19 protein-coding genes are annotated in these 17,074 nt (G+C 53.1%); 14 read left to right on the forward strand and 5 right to left on the reverse strand.

Annotated elements, in window-relative coordinates:
- Window positions 1-47: 47 nt before the first annotated feature.
- The 4 genes from B0W44_RS11415 to B0W44_RS11430 all read left to right on the forward strand — a co-directional run bounded on the left by B0W44_RS11415 (window position 48) and on the right by B0W44_RS11430 (window position 2,026).
- Complete coding sequence (locus B0W44_RS11415; RefSeq protein ID WP_169835546.1) at window positions 48-449, forward strand: hypothetical protein; 402 nt, start codon at window positions 48-50, stop codon at window positions 447-449.
- Window positions 450-560: 111 nt separating this feature from the next.
- The gene (locus B0W44_RS11420; protein ID WP_077720144.1) at window positions 561-779 is read left to right on the forward strand and encodes an alpha/beta-type small acid-soluble spore protein; all 219 of its coding nucleotides are present in this window, start codon (window positions 561-563) and stop codon (window positions 777-779) included.
- A 115-nt stretch (window positions 780-894) separates the two neighbouring features.
- Window positions 895-1,413, forward strand: coding sequence for a hypothetical protein (locus tag B0W44_RS11425; protein ID WP_077720145.1), 519 nt, complete (start codon window positions 895-897; stop codon window positions 1,411-1,413).
- Window positions 1,414-1,684: 271 nt separating this feature from the next.
- Window positions 1,685-2,026 carry a hypothetical protein gene (locus B0W44_RS11430; protein WP_077720146.1) on the forward strand — a complete coding sequence of 114 codons (342 nt, stop codon included), beginning with the start codon at window positions 1,685-1,687 and terminating at the stop codon, window positions 2,024-2,026.
- Window positions 2,027-2,084: 58 nt separating this feature from the next.
- Here B0W44_RS11430 and B0W44_RS11435 read toward each other — a convergent pair whose 3' ends face one another.
- Window positions 2,085-2,267: a hypothetical protein gene (locus B0W44_RS11435; protein WP_077720147.1), complete on the reverse strand. Its 183-nt coding sequence runs from the start codon at window positions 2,265-2,267 to the stop codon at window positions 2,085-2,087.
- Window positions 2,268-2,502: 235 nt separating this feature from the next.
- On the opposite strand from B0W44_RS11435, the gene B0W44_RS11440 reads away from it, so the two are divergent.
- Together B0W44_RS11440 and B0W44_RS11445 are read left to right on the forward strand one after the other, a co-directional pair.
- Window positions 2,503-3,648 carry a S8 family peptidase gene (locus tag B0W44_RS11440; RefSeq protein WP_077720148.1) on the forward strand — a complete coding sequence of 382 codons (1,146 nt, stop codon included), beginning with the start codon at window positions 2,503-2,505 and terminating at the stop codon, window positions 3,646-3,648.
- Between the two features lie 94 nt (window positions 3,649-3,742).
- Window positions 3,743-5,776, forward strand: a complete 2,034-nt coding sequence (locus B0W44_RS11445; RefSeq protein ID WP_077720149.1) for a peptidoglycan D,D-transpeptidase FtsI family protein — start codon at window positions 3,743-3,745, stop codon at window positions 5,774-5,776.
- Between the two features lie 54 nt (window positions 5,777-5,830).
- Here B0W44_RS11445 and B0W44_RS11450 read toward each other — a convergent pair whose 3' ends face one another.
- On the reverse strand, window positions 5,831-6,004 hold the full coding sequence (locus tag B0W44_RS11450) for a gamma-type small acid-soluble spore protein (protein WP_077720150.1): 174 nt from the start codon (window positions 6,002-6,004) through the stop codon (window positions 5,831-5,833).
- A gap of 82 nt (window positions 6,005-6,086) precedes the next feature.
- On the opposite strand from B0W44_RS11450, the gene asd reads away from it, so the two are divergent.
- From asd to B0W44_RS11465, 3 genes are read left to right on the forward strand one after another with little or no spacing between them, the layout of a single operon-like run.
- Window positions 6,087-6,944 carry an archaetidylserine decarboxylase gene (gene asd / locus B0W44_RS11455; protein WP_077720151.1) on the forward strand — a complete coding sequence of 286 codons (858 nt, stop codon included), beginning with the start codon at window positions 6,087-6,089 and terminating at the stop codon, window positions 6,942-6,944.
- Window positions 6,945-7,547 carry a rhomboid family intramembrane serine protease gene (locus B0W44_RS11460; RefSeq protein WP_077720152.1) on the forward strand — a complete coding sequence of 201 codons (603 nt, stop codon included), beginning with the start codon at window positions 6,945-6,947 and terminating at the stop codon, window positions 7,545-7,547.
- Window positions 7,548-7,606: 59 nt separating this feature from the next.
- A complete protein-coding gene (locus B0W44_RS11465) occupies window positions 7,607-8,848 on the forward strand; it encodes an MFS transporter (protein ID WP_077720153.1) in 1,242 nt (413 codons plus the stop codon).
- 20 nt (window positions 8,849-8,868) lie between these two features.
- Here the strand turns inward: B0W44_RS11465 and B0W44_RS11470 are convergent, their stop codons facing one another.
- Entirely contained in the window at window positions 8,869-9,207 is a 339-nt protein-coding gene (locus B0W44_RS11470; protein ID WP_077720154.1) for a DUF4870 domain-containing protein, read from the reverse strand.
- A gap of 181 nt (window positions 9,208-9,388) precedes the next feature.
- Here B0W44_RS11470 and greA point away from each other — a divergent pair, with 181 nt between their 5' ends.
- The 3 genes from greA (at window position 9,389) to odhB (ending at window position 14,190) form a co-directional block, all read left to right on the forward strand.
- Entirely contained in the window at window positions 9,389-9,865 is a 477-nt protein-coding gene (gene greA / locus B0W44_RS11475; RefSeq protein ID WP_077720155.1) for a transcription elongation factor GreA, read from the forward strand.
- A 106-nt stretch (window positions 9,866-9,971) separates the two neighbouring features.
- Window positions 9,972-12,851 (forward strand): 2-oxoglutarate dehydrogenase E1 component, encoded by a 2,880-nt coding sequence (locus tag B0W44_RS11480; protein ID WP_077720156.1) that lies wholly within the window; start codon window positions 9,972-9,974, stop codon window positions 12,849-12,851.
- 82 nt (window positions 12,852-12,933) lie between these two features.
- The gene (gene odhB, locus B0W44_RS11485) at window positions 12,934-14,190 is read left to right on the forward strand and encodes a 2-oxoglutarate dehydrogenase complex dihydrolipoyllysine-residue succinyltransferase (RefSeq protein WP_077720157.1); all 1,257 of its coding nucleotides are present in this window, start codon (window positions 12,934-12,936) and stop codon (window positions 14,188-14,190) included.
- A gap of 112 nt (window positions 14,191-14,302) precedes the next feature.
- Here odhB and B0W44_RS11490 read toward each other — a convergent pair whose 3' ends face one another.
- The gene (locus B0W44_RS11490) at window positions 14,303-14,746 is read right to left on the reverse strand and encodes a hypothetical protein (RefSeq protein WP_077720158.1); all 444 of its coding nucleotides are present in this window, start codon (window positions 14,744-14,746) and stop codon (window positions 14,303-14,305) included.
- A 115-nt stretch (window positions 14,747-14,861) separates the two neighbouring features.
- Here B0W44_RS11490 and B0W44_RS11495 point away from each other — a divergent pair, with 115 nt between their 5' ends.
- Window positions 14,862-15,524, forward strand: a complete 663-nt coding sequence (locus B0W44_RS11495; RefSeq protein ID WP_335582608.1) for a carbon-nitrogen family hydrolase — start codon at window positions 14,862-14,864, stop codon at window positions 15,522-15,524.
- A complete protein-coding gene (locus B0W44_RS19080; protein WP_335582609.1) occupies window positions 15,509-15,658 on the forward strand; it encodes a hypothetical protein in 150 nt (49 codons plus the stop codon). The genes B0W44_RS11495 and B0W44_RS19080 overlap by 16 nt, the downstream gene beginning before the upstream one ends.
- Here B0W44_RS19080 and B0W44_RS11500 read toward each other — a convergent pair.
- The gene (locus B0W44_RS11500; protein ID WP_077720159.1) at window positions 15,655-16,971 is read right to left on the reverse strand and encodes a S8 family peptidase; all 1,317 of its coding nucleotides are present in this window, start codon (window positions 16,969-16,971) and stop codon (window positions 15,655-15,657) included. The genes B0W44_RS19080 and B0W44_RS11500 overlap by 4 nt on opposite strands.
- Window positions 16,972-17,074 lie beyond the last annotated feature (103 nt).

The following is a 17,074-nucleotide window of genomic DNA, read 5'->3' on the forward strand; positions in this document are numbered from 1 at the left end:
ACTCATAATATGTCCGCATTCGGTACACGCTAACCGTAGGACAACGGATGGAAAAGCGTTCGGTCAACCGGGCGCTTATTCGTTTGAAGCGGAGGAGGTTAACTGTGGCAGACGTGACACTGATGGGCTTTTTCGACCGGGAGAGCGCGGCCAAAGCAGCTGAGAAAAACTTGAGGGAGCAACAGTTCGAAGACGTTCAGTTGAGTGAAGTGTCGCCGTATCCGGGGGACAACGCATCGGATTTGGACAATCCGATCAGCGAACCGATGGATTCTTTGGCGACAGAAGTGTTGGAAGCGGAAACGGGAGGCCCCGACGAACAAGTACTCCTTGCCTCTTCTCCAGATGCGAGCGGCATGGAAGACGGGGAACATCACCACAGCGCTGAAAATTGGCTGGTGACGGTCGTGTCCCCCGCGAACGGCACGAAGAGGCGAAGCGGATCTTAGAGCAACACGGCGCACGGCTGTAACCGGGTGGTCGTTGCCAAAATGTAGTACGCATGAACATTCGACGATCCTCACACGATATTAACACCTATTTAAAGGAGGTGAGACATCATGGCTCAACAACAACAAGGTCGTGAGCGTAACACCAACCAACTGTTGGTCCCGACGGCTGAACAAGCGTTGGACCAAATGAAATACGAAATCGCTCAAGAATTTGGCGTTCAATTGGGAGCTGATACGACCTCCCGCGCCAACGGTTCTGTAGGTGGAGAAATTACAAAACGCTTGGTTGCTTTAGCAGAGCAACAACTGGGCGGCGGAATCCAATAACCAACTGAATAAACATGGTGTATGTTAAGGCAGTGGCCAAGAGCCACTGCCTTTTTACATCTGACTGTGATATAATGCTGAATCGTAAACTGCTTTGCGGGAAAGGGTTGGACCGATGAGTTACCGGATACGACAAGGGTACGTCCGTCACGACAAAAGTGAAGGGCGGATTGTGACTCTGGAGGCCTTCGCCCACAAGTTGAACGAGTATATCCGTTTGTATCAGCCTGTCCTGTTTGGGACGATCACTTTAGAGCCAGACGCCATTTATCAATACGGCACGCTGGAGAGGGTACAGGCTGATACGCCGCAAGGCCGTTGGATGTTTGTCGCCCGCCACGCCGAAACAGCAGAGGAAATGACGATTGACGTTCCGTACAGCGGGATTGTGCGGACATACGACGTGGAGTACACGGTAAAAGATGAACAACAGGGAGACGTGGCGTATCCCGTTTTTTATATGACCGCCACAGATCCAAAAGAGGGGCAGACGTTGACGTACTACATCGGGTCTCGTCCCCTCGTCTCGCGACCGTTAGACTGCATCGCCGAGTTCTTTGTGCGGTCTCACGAAGTGGGGAAAGAGATGAAACAGCCCGAACAGCGCGCGTGCAGCTGGAAACCGCCAGAGTAAGCTCCTCTGACGGGTCGCTTTTCGGGATTTTTCGCCCGTCTTTTAATCGTCTGGGCCGTCACGCGGTCTGGAAACCACTCTCTCACTGGAGCATCCTCGTGTGGTCCCCGCTTATTTTCATCCGTGCCCCATGGTTAGATCCAACCGGTGAACCCGAGCGTTCACCGGTTGTTTTTTTATGTATGCGCCTAATTCCCGTACGATAGGTGACACGTCTAACACCCTTTTGACTATAGGTTCGTAACATAGTTAGAGAAAAGGAGGTAGTGACGTGAGCGGAAAACCGTCGAAGAAAGACTTTGCCAACTTAATCAATTCCGTGTTGGGGCAGGACGTCATGACAGAACAGAAGCTGGACCGCATATTGCATGAAGCCAAAAGGGCACACGACACAAGAGGTTCAGATGGTTTGTTCGATTATTTGCGCCGTCTGACGAACGCTCCGGTTGACAACGACCAGATTCGCGGCATCGCCGATGTGGTCAAACATTCGGGAGGACCGGAACGGGCGCTGGAATCGTTAAAAAAGCAAAAGCTTATCAATGAACGTCAAGCGAAACAGATTAACAGCACCTTGCACAAGAAAAGGACGAAGCGCCGACGGGGCCGGTAAAGACACGTATGAAAAGATGGGCTGCCGTTTAGAAGCCCGTCTTTTCTGAATCACCTGGCTACGGAGCGTGATCTCTCGGAACGTCCTCGAGTTCTTCTTGCTTATCCTGTGTCTCTATGGCGGAGATGGCCGATATGAGATCGTTCAACGTATGTTTATCCCGCACTGCCTGTGATATGTTGTAGAACGCGTTCATCCATTTTTCCACTTGTGAGACGGCTGAAGAAATTTCGCGAAACAAGATGTGGACCTCTTCGATTCGGTCAGAAAGGCTGATTGTATCCCTTTCGCGCCTTTTCGTGGAGCGAACGGGTGCGACCCGGCGACGCTGGTGCGGCAAAGGGCGTGTGCGGTAGGCACGGGGGACCTGCCATAACCCCGCCTTGTGTGCATAAGGACACCTCCCGATAGTCGTAGACTGGTCGGTCTCAATATATTCAACCCTGCATTAAAAGGTGAAGAGGAGTGAATAGGGCATGTACGCTTTTGGACATTGGCCGATGCGCGATCGTTACGATAGATTCAATCGAATGAATCGAAGGGAAATGCGTGCCAGGCGCATTTTTTATTTTAAAGATGATGATTTTCGGAGTGACTGGCAAAGGTTGAACCCCCGACAATTCGGACTGCGCTCGTTCCGTTATTTAAAACACATCGGTGCCATTGTCGGAGAATTTCCGGAAGACATGTGGGCGGAATACTTTGAAACCAATTTTCGGGGGATGTTGTACTCAGAGCCCGACATCCAAATAAAAATTGGCGAACCGCACATCGGCCAAGTCCTGCAAGCGTCCAACGGAGTTCCGTGGGGGGTAGAGCGCATTGATGCACACCGGGCGTGGCCGATCACCATGGGAAAAGGGGTGAAAGTGGCCGTTATCGATACGGGGATCGCCTACGATCATCCGGGTTTAGCACGAAATTACCGCGGCGGAGTGAACATTCTGTCTCCCCTCTTTTCTCCTTACGACTACAACGGGCACGGCACACACGTCGCCGGGACGGTGGCAGCACGAAAAAACTCGACAGGCGTTGTCGGTGTGGCGCCGCGGGCGCACTTGTACGCCGTGAAAGCTTTCAACCGCAAAGGGAGTGCCAATCTCTCCGATTTGTTGACGGCGATTAACTGGTGTATCGACAACCGGATGGACGTCATCAACATGAGTTTCGGCATGGACAAAATGAGTGAAAGTTTGAGGCGCGCCATCCAAAAAGCGCGGAGCAGCGGCATTGTGATGGTGGCGGCAGCGGGAAACCAAGGCAGCCATCGAAAACTGGATTTTCCGGCCCGCTATCCGGAAACGATTGCCGTGACGGCGACGGACAAAAACAACCAGTTGGCTTCTTTTAGCAATACGGGACAAGAGGTGCGCCTCGCTGCCCCGGGTGACAAAATTACCTCGTGTTGGAATAACGGAGCCACGCGGGAATTGAGCGGAACGTCCATGGCTGTCCCACACGTCACAGGAACGGTGGCGCTCATGATGTCCCTCAACCCTCAGTTGACACCGGACGATATCGACGCGATTATGACCCGGACGTGTACGCCGATTCAGCGCGTGTCATCTGGTCGACTAGGTTTGGTGAACGCGTTTAACTCGGTACAGATGTTGTCAGGCTAGACACGAATGAGTGTCAGAAAGGGCGGCTTTATGTTATGATGTAAGGCGAGGCATGGTCTCGAATCACGTTGTCTGAAGGAAAGGCCTGGCGCATATGGTAGAGGAACACAAAAAGCAGGAATTAAAGCGCAAAAAAGTGATGTACACCCGTCTACACGTGTTGTGGCTCGCCATCTTTTTGCTGTTTGCCGTCCTGATCTTGAGACTGAGCGTCGTGCAGTTGGTCGACGGAGAAGAGTACTTAAAAAAAGCTGAAGAAAACAACATTAAAAAAATACCGACTGTCGCACCGCGAGGAATAATTTACGACCGCAAAGGGAAAGAACTGGTGACGAACGAACCGATTTTTACGGCGATGTACATCGAGACGAACCATTCCGATGACGTGAAAATAGAAATGGCAAAAAATCTGGCGGAGCTCCTGGACATGGAGGCGGCCGACGTGTTGGAAGCGATGGACGTCGGGGTGAACCTGGATGGCCAAAAAGTGGAACCGAAGCAGCCTCGGTACACGCTAAAGAAAATTAAAGCCGGATTGACGGAAGAACAAGTGGCGAAAATTCGCGAGAGGCCCGAAAAGTTCCCAGGCGTGAACGTCGTGTACGAGCCGAAGCGCTTATACCGCGACGACACGTTCGCCGTGCAGACCATCGGGTACGTCCGCTCTTTTTCCGGTTCGCAACAGCTGGATAAGTACAAGGAAATAGAAGAGAAGAATCCCGATGAGTACCTGGACTGGGAACAAGTCGGCAATGACGGCATCGAGTACGCCTATCAGGACGAATTGCGCGGCAAACACGGATCTAAACTGGTGCGAGTGGATGCCCAAGGGCGCATTGTGGAAGAGCTGGAAAACGAAAATCCGGAGATCGGACATTCCCTTTACTTAAACCTTGATGAAACAATTCAGTTGGAAGGGGAGAAGTTTGTCGAGAGCCACTTGCGCAAGCTGCGTTCGTGGGAAATGGGGCGCTATCGGGCGCCGCATGCCAAGAACGCGTACGCCGTGATGATGGAAGTCGACACGGGTAAAGTGCGGGCGATGATCAGCTATCCGGACTACGACCCAAACGTCTGGCAAGGTAAAATATCGGAAAAATTTTTAGAGGAAGAAATCAAATACGTCGGTAAAAACGGGACGATCACGTCCGTGCCGCCGGATGTGCGCGGGTCTAGCAATCCAGATGTGGAGATCAACCGTCATCCGTGGTCCATCCTGCCCATGGGGTCAACTTACAAGCCGCTCAACATATTGATGATGTTAAACGAAGGGATCATTGGCCCTTACACAGGTTTCAACGACCGGGGCGCTTACCATTACGCCCGTTCGACGAACCCGGTCAGGAACGACAATTCCCACGCTTACGGCTATTTAAACCCGAGGACCGCTTTGATGAAGTCGTCGAACGTGTACATGGCCTGGACGGGGCACCAGTTCTACCGGAGAACTGGCGGTGAAGACGGAGATGCCTTGGACATTCTGTCGAAGTACAATCAGCAGTTTGGGCTGTTTACGTCCACCGGCGTCGATTTGCCAGGGGAAAGTAAAGGAAATGAAGATTACATTGATATGGTTGAAAATGGAAGCAACAGTGTGCTCGGGGCGACAGTTTTGGCTTCCTTCGGGCAAGCGCAGCGTCCGACCGCGCTGCAGCTGGCGCAGTTTGCGGCGACCATTGCCAACGACGGGGTGCGCATGCAGCCCCAACTCGTTGATAAAATTGTCGACAGTGAAGGAAACGTCGTCCAGGAGATTGAACCGAAGGTGATGAGTAAAGCGGACGACATCAAACAAGAGTATTTTGACGTCGTGCAGGATGGGATGGAATTGGTGACGTCAAGCGGGGGGACGGCGAGATCGCTGTTCCGCAATTTGCCGCACAAAGTAGCCGCCAAAACGGGAACATCTGAGCAAGACATTCCGATCTACGACGGCGATCGATTCGTAAGGTTAAAAAGAGTGGAAAACTCCGTGATGGTTGCCTACTATCCCGCTGACGACCCGAAAGTGGCGGTCGCCGCCGTCGTGCCAGAAGGCGGCTACGGTTCCCGCGGCGCCGGACCGATCGTCGAAAAACTGTTGGAACTTTACCAACGTGAGTTTATGGATAAAAAGGAAAGTGTATGAAAGCAAAGTTGACGGGTTCGCCCGAAGGCGAACCCGTATCTTAAACAGAGGTTGTTACTGTTGGTTTTGCTGCTTCTTCTGTTGTGATTTTTGGTTTTGTTGGCGAATTTCTTGGGCATCCGTTTCAGCAGCAAATTCATTTTCATTGCCGCCTTGGGCTGCTTGCTGGTTCTTCTGACGAACTTGTTGGGCGTTCGTCTTAGCAGCACCTTTCGGTTGGTAAGCCATAGTATCACCTCCGTTGTCGGTTATTGTGTCCAAGTCGGGATGATTCAATCCGCATTTTTTCTTTTTTGTGTGGTGTCATAGTATGAACGATCGCCTTTGGCTGTGGGTCGTAAAGGGCCTGCCAAAGCGCGCGCTGTCGCGCCTCTTTGGCAAAGTGGCCTGCCAAGGCTGGACCCGTCACTTTATTCCCCTCTACATCAAACGGTACAAAATTGATACGAGCGAATTGAGCAAAGACATTGCGGAATACGCGCACCTGACGGATTTTTTCGCGCGGCAGCTCAAGGCTCAATCGCGGCAGGTCGCTCCGGGGGAGGACCGTGTTACAAGCCCTGTGGACGGTACGGTTACGGGATTCGGAAAGATCGACGGTCACCGGCTCATTCAGGCCAAGGGACGCGACTATACGCTGGAGGAGCTGTTTCGAGGAGCTGAAGAAAAGGCAGCAGCCTTTCTAGACGGTCAATTTTTGACCTTGTACTTAAGTCCCGCCGACTACCACAGGGTTCACGCCCCTGTTTCCGGTCGTGTGACGGAGATGGTTTACCAGCCCGGTACACTGTTTCCAGTCAATGGGCGCGGGATACGGTTAGTCGAGCGGCTATTTGTGAACAACGAACGGGTGACGACGTTTTTGTCGACCCATTTCGGCGAGGTGGCGATCGTCAAAGTGGGCGCCATGAATGTCGGCAGTGTAAAAGTCGCCTACGACGAGAACGTTCAAACCAACCGTAAGCGAAAGAAAGGGAAAAAGCGTACATACGAGCCGCCTGTCGCCGTTCGGAAAGGAGAGGAAATCGGCTGGTTTGAGTTCGGTTCGACGGTCATCCTACTGTTTCCACGCCATACGGTCACGTTTTTGCCCGATTTAAAGCCTGGGTCTTCTGTACGCATGGGGGAGACGATCGGACGGGTTTTAAACTGCGAAGGGGGAATTTGATTGTTCCGGCAACCTGCCTCAACCTTTCAGTCGTATCGCCGACAGTTTCCTGTGGTTACGGGTATTTTAGCTGTTCAACTGATTGTCTTTGTCGTCATGACGGCGAGCGGCGGCACGACGAATCCCGAAGTGCTCGTCCGCTTCGGCGCCAAAGTGAATGACCTGATCGATCAGGGGCAGTGGTGGCGGCTGGTGACACCCATTTTGATCCATATCGGTCTGATCCACCTCCTGTTCAACAGTTTCGCTTTATACATTTTCGGTCCGACAGCGGAATGGCTGTTCGGGCGGTTTCGTTTCTTCCTGTTTTATGGACTGGCCGGTTTCGGGGGCAACGTCGCCAGTTATTGGTTTAACCCGTATTCCGTTAGCGCAGGGGCATCCGGTGCCATTTACGGTTTATTCGGCATGTATGTGTACTTGTACTGGCGTGCCAAGCGATTGGTCGATCCGGATGTGGGGAAAGGCATTGTGGCGCTCGTCGTGATCAACCTTCTTTTGAGCTTCAGCCACGGGATCGATCTGGCCGCCCACCTCGGCGGGCTCATAACCGGTTTTATTCTGACACCTGTCTTCATGAGGCACGCAAGGCAACGTCTGTAAAAATAGCTTCCACCCATATCCCCTCTCGATGTTGGTTACCCTATGGAGGAAACCGGCACATGGGTGGGGATTTTTTGCAACTTCTTGGAAGAACCGATCTGCTTGACCGACAAGCGAAACTGTTACTCGTCATCAGTACGTTGTTCGCCATGTCAACGGCACTGTCCAATACGTTTGTAAACGTGTATCTGTGGCGGATCAAAAGCGATTACGCGGTCATCGGCTACTTTAACCTGTTCCACTACCTAGCCATGGCAGCCGCATTTGTGCTGGGCGGAAAGCTGGCAAAAAATGTGGACCGGGTTGTGGCGATTCGCCTCGGCGTCCTCATACATGCTCTGTTTTACTTGACAGTGCTGTGGCTGGGAAAGTCGTCAGCTCAGTACATCGCGGGATTGGGTATTTTTTTGGGGATCGGCGCCGGGTTTTTCTGGCTGGCCTTCAACGTGCTGTACTTTGAAATTACGAACAGGGATAACCGGGACATATTTAACGGCGTCGACGGACTGCTTACGTCAGGAGCCGGTATTGTAGCCCCTGTCTTCTCTGGATGGCTGATTACGCGGTTAAACGACTTGGTGGGATACCGGATTATTTTTGCCGTGTCGTTCGCCATTTTCGCCATCGCCGTCGGCGTGAGTCTCTTTTTAAAGAGGCGGGACGCCCGCGGCCAGTACAGATTGGATCGCATTTTTCGATTGAGCGCGCGGCGCGGGGGGCATTGGTTTTGGGTCAGTCTGGCAATGGTGGCCCAAGGGGTGCGGGAAGGAGTCTTCGTCTTTTTGATCGGGTTACTCATTTTTGTGATGACGGACAACGAACTCATTTTGGGAAGTTTTGCGACGGTGTCGTCCTTCGTCTCCCTTGTCGCTTTTTTTGTCGTGGGGAGGGCGTTGAAGAAGCGGTGGCGCAATACCTTCATGGTCGTCGGTGCCGGGTTGCTCGGTGTGGTCGTATTGCCGTTTGTGTTTAAAGCTGGCACTCTCCAGTTGTTCATTCTCGGCGTCGGAGCCGCCCTGTTTTATCCGATGTACTATGTTCCGTTGACGTCGAAAGTGTTTGACGTCATCGGAGAGTCGCAAAAAACGGCCAAACTGCGCGTCGAGTACGTCGTCACGCGCGAGCTGGCCCTCAATGTCGGCAGAGTGGCCAGTATCGCTTTATTTCTCATCGTCGTCAGCCGCACGACGGAAGTCGATCACCTCAAGTGGATCTTGTTTGCCGTCGGCTTTGCGCAAGTATTCGCTGCGCTGTTCATGCGTCGCGTCCACGTCGTTCCCGTGGAGGACCGGTCGGCCTGAGCGGTTGTCCTGTTTTACTGCTAGATTTTTTGGGCGAGATGGGTTGTCACAGGGTAGTAGTACGGTTCACCTCTCAAGCTCTTCACGACAGCGACGACGGTACAGATGACATACACCACAAAAAAGAAAGGCAGCAATAGCCAGCCGATGACGATGATGACTAACAATGTTGAAATAAACTCAGCGACCATAAAACCGAGGTGGAACAAGAGTGCCTCCTTGGCGTGGTGTCGCACGAAAGAGGAGTCTCTTTTTAACAAGTAGATGACGAGGGGGAGCAGAACAGGGAAAAAAGCAGCACTAGCGTGACTCAACACAGCTAGCAGTTTCTCTTCCCCGGTGTACGTGTCAGAATCCATGACGGCCCTCCACTTGTAAATGACGTCTTGATTTGAACCCAGTATACCGTAAATACCGCCTTAACAAAAGGTGGGATTTCGCATCTTTGACATCTTATAGCGGTGTGCTACAATAGGGCGAGATAAGTCAGAAGAGTCACATTGAACGCCTGTCGTTCCATCACATTAAGGAGAGGTTGTTATGGCAGATAAAAAAGAGGTCCTGCTCACTGAAGAAGGTCTAGCCAAAATTCAAGAGGAGTTAGATCAACTGAAAACCGTGAGGAGACAAGAGGTAGCGGTCAGGCTGAAAGAAGCGATTGCGCAAGGGGATTTAAGTGAGAACTCGGAGTACGACTCAGCAAAGGAAGAACAGGCCTTCATAGAAAATAGAATTGCAACCTTGGAGATGATGGTGCGCAATGCCAAAATCATCAACCAGGATGAACAGGATAAAGACGTCGTCAGTGTCGGGACAAAAGTCAAAATACAGGAAATGCCGGAGGGCGATGTTGAAGTCTACACGATCGTCGGAAGTGCTGAATCCGATCCGCTAGAAGGAAAAATATCGAACGAGTCCCCTATCGGTGCGGAGTTAATCGGCAAAAGGAAAGGGGACACGGTCTCCGTGCCAACTCCGGACGGCACGTTGCAGTTTAAAATCCTGGAGATCAATTGAATGCCGGTTACGGAGTTAACCGGTTTTCCTATGTTGTCGAGGCTGTTACTATAAACGGTGTTGGTTAAGCATACTACGATTATACACTGATGGAGGTTGTACGTGCATGGCGACTGAAGGCACCAAGGGAAAACAGTCCCCATGGGAGACGGTTTACGGTCCGAACCTTGGCTATTTCAATGCACTGTACGAAATGTACCGACAAAATCCCGGCTCTATCGATGACGACGTGAAACGGTTGTTTGAACAGTGGGGAGCTCCACCCGTGGCGTTGAACGGGAAGTCGGGAACGCCCGTCGATACTGTGGGGATGGCAGATGACGTGAAAGTGGTCGCCGCAGAACAGTTGGCGCGAAACATTCGCACCTACGGCCACTTAGCGGCCAAAACGAGTCCGTTGAAGTACAATGAACGGACGGATACGCGATTGATCGATCCATCGGCTTACAATCTGAGCGAGGCCGACTTAATCGCAATTCCGGCCCAAGTTGTCTGGCCCGAAGCTCCGGAGAACGTAGAAACTGCTTTGGATGCCATCAATTTCTTGAGGAAGGTGTACACGGAGACGATCTCCTTTGAGTTCAGTCACGTCCACGACGTCGAGGAACAGCAGTGGCTGTACCGCATGGTGGAATCAAGGGCGATTTACCGCCGATTATCAAAGGAAGAGCGCATCGCCCTTTTGCGTAGACTGACGGAAGTGGAGTGTTTTGAGAAGTTTTTACACCGTACGTTTGTCGGACAGAAGCGGTTTTCCATCGAAGGCATCGACATGCTCGTCCCGATCATTGACGAAATTGTCCGAGAAGGGATGTTGAACGGCGCTCGGGACATCATGATCGGAATGGCTCACCGCGGCCGATTGAACGTGCTGGCCCACGTCCTCGGCAAGTCGTATGAAAAGATTTTCTCAGAGTTCCACCTCTCGCCGAATAAGGAACTCGTCCCGTCGGAAGGTTCGATGGGAATCAACTACGGCTGGACCGGTGATGTGAAGTACCACTTAGGCGCCAACCGGTCACTGGAAGAAGATGAAGTCCGAGCCCGGTTGACGTTGGCCAACAACCCGAGCCACCTGGAATTTGTAAACCCAGTGGTGGAAGGCTTCGCCCGGGCGGCGCAAGAGGACCGCAGTCATGCCGGCGCACCCCAACAGGACGTCTCTCGGGCACTGGCCATTTTGGTTCACGGCGATGCGGCATTTCCCGGTGAGGGCATTGTGGCCGAGACGTTGAACATGAGCCGGTTGAAGGGCTATCAGACGGGCGGGACGATTCACATTATCGCCAACAACGGCATCGGGTTTACGACAGAGAGCTCAGATGCCAGATCGACGACGTACGCCAGTGATTTGGCAAAGGGGTTTGAGATCCCCGTCGTCCACGTCAACGCAGACGATCCGGAAGCGTGTCTTGCAGCCGTGTACTTGGCGTCAGAATACCGGCGCCGGTTTCATAAAGACTTTCTCATCGACTTGCGCGGGTACCGGCGTTTCGGCCACAACGAAATGGACGATCCGGAAGTGACACAGCCCCAGCTGTACGCCGAAGTCCGCCGCCATCCGACTGTGCGCGCCCTTTATGCCGAAAAGCTGCAGGCAGAAGGGTTAGTGGGCGAAGGGCACGTGCGAGAAATGGAGCAAACCGTCCAACAAAAGCTGCGCTCGGCCTATGAAAAACTGAAGAACCACCTGGACGAAATCGAAGAATTAAGAGGAATTCCCGAAAAAGTGTCCACGCGCTTACCGAAGGTGAAAACGGCGGTTCCCCTGGACAAACTGCGTGACATGAACACCGCCCTGCTAAAGCGACCGAAGGGGTTTAACACGTACCCGAAGTTGGAACGGATCTTAAAGCGCCGTGCCACGGCACTGGACGACAACGGCAAAGTCGACTGGGCTTTAGCGGAAACGTTGGCGTTTGCCACAATCTTGGCTGACGGGCAAGCGATTCGGTTGACAGGACAGGATTCAGAACGGGGAACGTTTGCTCACCGGCACCTCGTGCTGCACGATATCGAAACGGGGGAGACGTATTCGCCTCTGCAGGCACTTCCCCATGCCCGTGCGTCTTTTGCCATTCACAACAGTCCCCTTTCGGAAGCGTCTGTCCTCGGTTTTGAATACGGCTATAACGTGTTTGCTCCCGAAACGTTCGTCATATGGGAAGCCCAGTACGGCGATTTTGCCAATGCGGCACAAGTGATCATTGACCAATTCGTCGCGGCCGGCAGGGCCAAATGGGCTCAGCGGTCCAGTCTCGTCATGCTGCTGCCCCACGGGTACGAAGGACAAGGGCCTGAGCATTCGAGCGCCCGCATGGAACGTTTCCTGCAACTGTCAGGTGAAAACAACTGGACCATCGCCAACTTAACGAGTGCGGCCCAGTACTTTCACATTTTGCGGCGACAGGCCAAAATTGCAGGGAGAGACGAGGCGCGTCCCTTGATCATCATGACCCCGAAGAGTTTGATCCGCAACCCTTACACGGCTTCCAAAGGGAATGAACTGAGCGAAGGACGCTTTCAGTTTCTGTTGGAACAACCGGGATTGGGACGAAAGCCAGATCGCGTCGAACGCTTAATTTTCTGCACTGGAAAAGTGGGCGTCGATTTGGCCGCGGCCATCGAGACAGGCCAATTCGACGGCGATGCGCTGGATTGGCTGCACATTGTGCGGGTGGAGCAGCTGTACCCGTTCCCCGAAGAAGAGCTGAAGGACGTGATCAGCCGTTACGGCCGCGTGAAAGAAATGGTCTGGGTGCAGGAAGAGCCCCAAAATATGGGGGCATGGACGTACATGGAGCCGAGATTGAGAGCTTTAACGGACGGTCGGGTCCCTGTCCGCTTCATCGGGCGGCCTGAGCGCTCCAGTCCGGCTGAAGGCCTTCCAGACGTCCACAACATTGAGCAAGATCGCATTATTCGAGAAGCGTTTGAACGGCATGAGGCCGGAGCTCGTCTAGCTGACGGTCGTAAGTCTCGCTAGGCTCCGGCGCAGCGAATGGCAATGCAGCAAAGAGGCGTATTCGACGCAGGAAAAATGACAACGAAGGTAGGAGGTCACGCGGGTGATTGAAGTTAAAGTACCGGAACTGGCCGAATCGATTACGGAAGGAACGGTTGCCAACTGGTTAAAAAAGGTGGGCGACGTCGTCAGGGAAGGGGAGGCTGTCGCGGAACTTGAAACGGATAAGGTGAACATCGAAGTAAACGCCGAAGGAGAAGGTGTTTTACACGAAATTTTAAAGCAGGTGGGAGATACGGTACAAGTAGGCGAAGTGATTGCGCTGCTGAATGAAGAAGCGGCTGAAGGGGGGAGTCCGGGAAGTGAAGAACCTTCTCCCCGCAGCGAAGAACAAGCCCGTCAACAGCCGCAAGAACAGGAGGCGGAGCAACCGCCGAAAGAACAAACGGAGAGAAAAGGCGACGCCCCTGTCATTGCTTCCCCCGCTGCGAGAAAATGGGCAAGGGAGCGGGGCATCGACTTGAGGCGAGTCCAAGGGCAAAATCCTGCCGGTCGCATTACGGCGGACGACGTGAGATCATTTGTGGAAGCACCGCCCACTGCCCCTTCACATGGCGAGCCGGACCGCATCCCGGCGTCGCAGCCTGCGGAAGATCCTGCAAAACCGGTTGAGCGCAGACGCATGTCCAGGCGGCGGCAGACGATTGCTAACCGACTAGTAGAAGTCCAGCAGACGGCGGCCATGCTCACGACCTTTAACGAAGTGGATATGACGGCGATTATGGACATCCGGCGGCGGCGCAAAGAGTCGTTCCGTGAAGCATACGACGTCAACCTCGGTTTTATGTCCTTCTTTACGAAAGCAGTCGTCGGCGCGTTAAAGGCCTTCCCGCTGTTAAACGCTGAAATTGACGGTCAGGATATGCTCATCAAGAAGTACTACGACATCGGGATCGCTGTCGCTACTGACGAAGGGCTGGTCGTCCCAGTCGTCCGGGATGCCGACCGCCTCAGCTTCGCCCAGATCGAGAAGGAAATTGCTTCGCTGGCGGAAAAAGCGAGGACGAACAAACTGACGCTCAAAGAACTTCAAGGCGGGACGTTTACGATTACGAACGGCGGCGTGTTCGGCTCGCTGTTGTCAACGCCGATCCTCAACGGCCCGCAAGTCGGGATTTTGGGCATGCATGCGATTCAGAAGCGTCCTGTCGCCGTAGGGGATACCGTCGAAATTCGCCCGATGATGTATATCGCCCTCTCGTACGATCACCGTATCGTGGACGGAAAGGAAGCCGTCAGCTTTCTCGTAAAAGTGAAAAACATGTTGGAAGATCCGGAGACATTGCTGTTAGAAGGGTAGCCAATGTTTCTTTAGCCGCCAAGTTTTACAGGCGGCTTTTTTTTGAAACCGAAAATGTCGAGGCTCAGACATTGGGAGGAAGATTGAAGTTTAAAAAGTTGTGTGACGTTCGTTACCGGTAGTCTCGAGTCAGCATCGACAGCGGATGGGACGTGTCGTAGACTATCCACTGTCCTTGCGCGTTTAGTAGCAACATGTCGGGCTGATCCCACTGGTTGTCGGGAAGGGTGACGATCATTTGCTTAACGGGGAAAGGCACGGCGTCGTGATCGAGGATGATGTCTCGTTCAAACTTAAACAGCAGGTACGATTCCGGCAGCTGCCTGTACGAAGAGGCGCGCATCGACGTGATAGATTGCAATACTTTTGAAATCTCGTACTCTGTCCACTTGGATGTTCTTAACGGTTCTTCACGCTGATGCTCGACTTTATAAACCTCTACCGGTCCGACAACAATTTCGGCCTTCAGCCATTTTTCCGGTTGGAAGCCGAATACGGCGGCTAGGACGGCCACAATGAACAACAGATGAATGCGTAAATCCCACTTGTGTCGCACGCTCAAGTCCCCCTTTCTCACCTTGCAAGTTCATGAGCGGTTCTCTTTCAGTCTTCCCTTTTACGCACTAAAATATGCTAACATAGGGTCATACGGTTGAGCGGGAGTGATGTAAATGAAGCTGTGTCTCATTCAGTTGGATCTCGCCTACGGTGATCCACCAGAGAACATGAATCGCATCGCCGAAAAGGTCGCCCGTGCAGCGAGAGACAAACCCGATGTCGTCGTTTTGCCAGAAATGTGGAACACGGCCTACAATTTCCGCGAGCTGGATCGCCAAGCTGATCCCGAAGGGCAGAACACTCGAAAGCTGTTGCGAGAGTTGGCTTTGACATATCATATTCACCTGGTCGGGGGTTCGGTAGCGGAAAAACGCGACCGTGGCATTTACAATTGTACGTATGTATACAACCGTCAGGGTAAAGAGACGGCTGTTTACCGCAAAGTCCACTTGTTTCGCCTGCTAGAAGAGGATAAGTTCTTGACCCCAGGGGATGCACTCACGATGTACGACGTGGAAGAGGCGCGCGTCGGTGCGGCCATCTGCTACGACTTGCGCTTTCCGGAAATGTTCCGCCACTACGCACTTAAAGGGGCGAACATGGTCATCATTCCGGCACAGTGGCCGAATCCGCGATTGTCCCACTGGCGTCAACTGCTCATCGCACGGGCCATAGAAAATCAATTGTACGTCGTTGGCTGCAACCGTGTGGGATCAGGGGGAGATCACACGTTTTTCGGGCACTCGATGGTTGTCAGTCCGTGGGGGACGTGTTGATAGAAGGAAAAGAGGAAGAGTCGATCCTGACAGTCGAAGTCGATTTAGACGAAGTCGAACGTGTGCGGGAGAACATTCCCGTCTTTCAGGATCGACGCGCCGATTTGTACGGGTACCTGCAATATCGGCTCTAACGGTTTGCAAGGGCGTCGAGAGCGGCTGTGGCGTTGACGAGGCCGTGACCTTCTGCGTTCGGTTCATCCCCGAGGGATGTCGCTGTCTCCGTTAATGCTGTTTTGACGTCGTCCGGTGTGAGGTCGGCGTCTTTTTGTATGAGCTGAGCGGCAATTCCAGCCACAATAGGTGTCGCCATAGACGTTCCGGAGAGACTCACATAGTCGTCATTGACGACACTTTCGATGTTCGTTTTGTCCAAGTAGCTGCCATTTGCGCGCAGAGACACGACATGCGTGCCGGGCGCGACGACATCCGGTTTGGGAACTCCTTCCGGAGTAGGTCCTCTGCTGGAAAAACTCGCCACCTCATCGTCATCAGAACGGATCGTGTCATGGTCGTCAGAGGCGCCGACGGTGATGATCTCGGGGACAACGCCCGGACTGGTGATCGTGCCGCCGTTTGGCCCCGAATTTCCCGCAGCGGCTACGACGACGAGCCCACTCGTCCAAGCTTGTCGGACAGCGCGGGCCAGCGGATCGTCCTTCACGCGTCCGGAGGCAGGGGAACCGACTGACAAGGAAAGGATGCGAATGTTGTAAGTGTCCCGGTTCTCGATACACCAGTCGACGCCGGCGATGAGATCCGACAACTGTCCGGAACCTTGCTTATCCAACACTTTAACCCCGATAATGTCCGCTTCATAGGCCGGTCCCCGGTACTTGCCGTCTGAAGCCGTCCCGTTTCCAGCGGCATCCCCGGCGCAGTGGGTGCCGTGTCCGTTGTCGTCGTATGGCTCGGTTTCATGGCCGATGAAGTCTTTAAACGCGACAATCCGGTTACGGGGCTCTGTCAAGTCAGGGTGGGGGGCGACACCGGTGTCAATGACAGCGATCCCGACGCCTTGACCTGTGATGGATGCGTTCCACAGCCGGTGGCTGTTGACGGAAGGAGTGGCTTTATCGAGGAGCGCCGTCACCTTTCGGTCCAAATACACTTTGCGGACCCCATCCTGTCTCAGCAAGTGGTTCATTTTGCGCAAAGTGAGGCGCGTGGCACAACCGGGGTAATGGGAAAATTGACGTTTCACCTTAATGTTGTGTGAACGCCATCGAGACACAATCGCTTCGGATTGAGCGCTGAAAGTCGATTCAAATTCGACGATGACAGGCATGCGCATTACGTAGTAGAGCAACTTTGCGATGACACGATGTAAGAAACACGGAACATATTGGGTCCAACGCATTTTATCTATCAAGTGTTGTTGAACACTCACATCTACTTGTTGCCGGTTTTCTCGTATCCAGCGCAGCGGCTCCAAGTTGAGTATCATCTTATGACCTCCATCTATCGAAACTACTATATCGTATGAACCACATTTCGATAGAGGAAGGGTGGGTGACTACGGGGAGTCAAAAAATCTTCCGTCGCACAGA

The sequence above is a fragment of the Novibacillus thermophilus genome, from assembly GCF_002005165.1.
In the GTDB taxonomy this organism is placed as follows: Bacteria; Bacillota; Bacilli; order Thermoactinomycetales; family Novibacillaceae; genus Novibacillus; species Novibacillus thermophilus.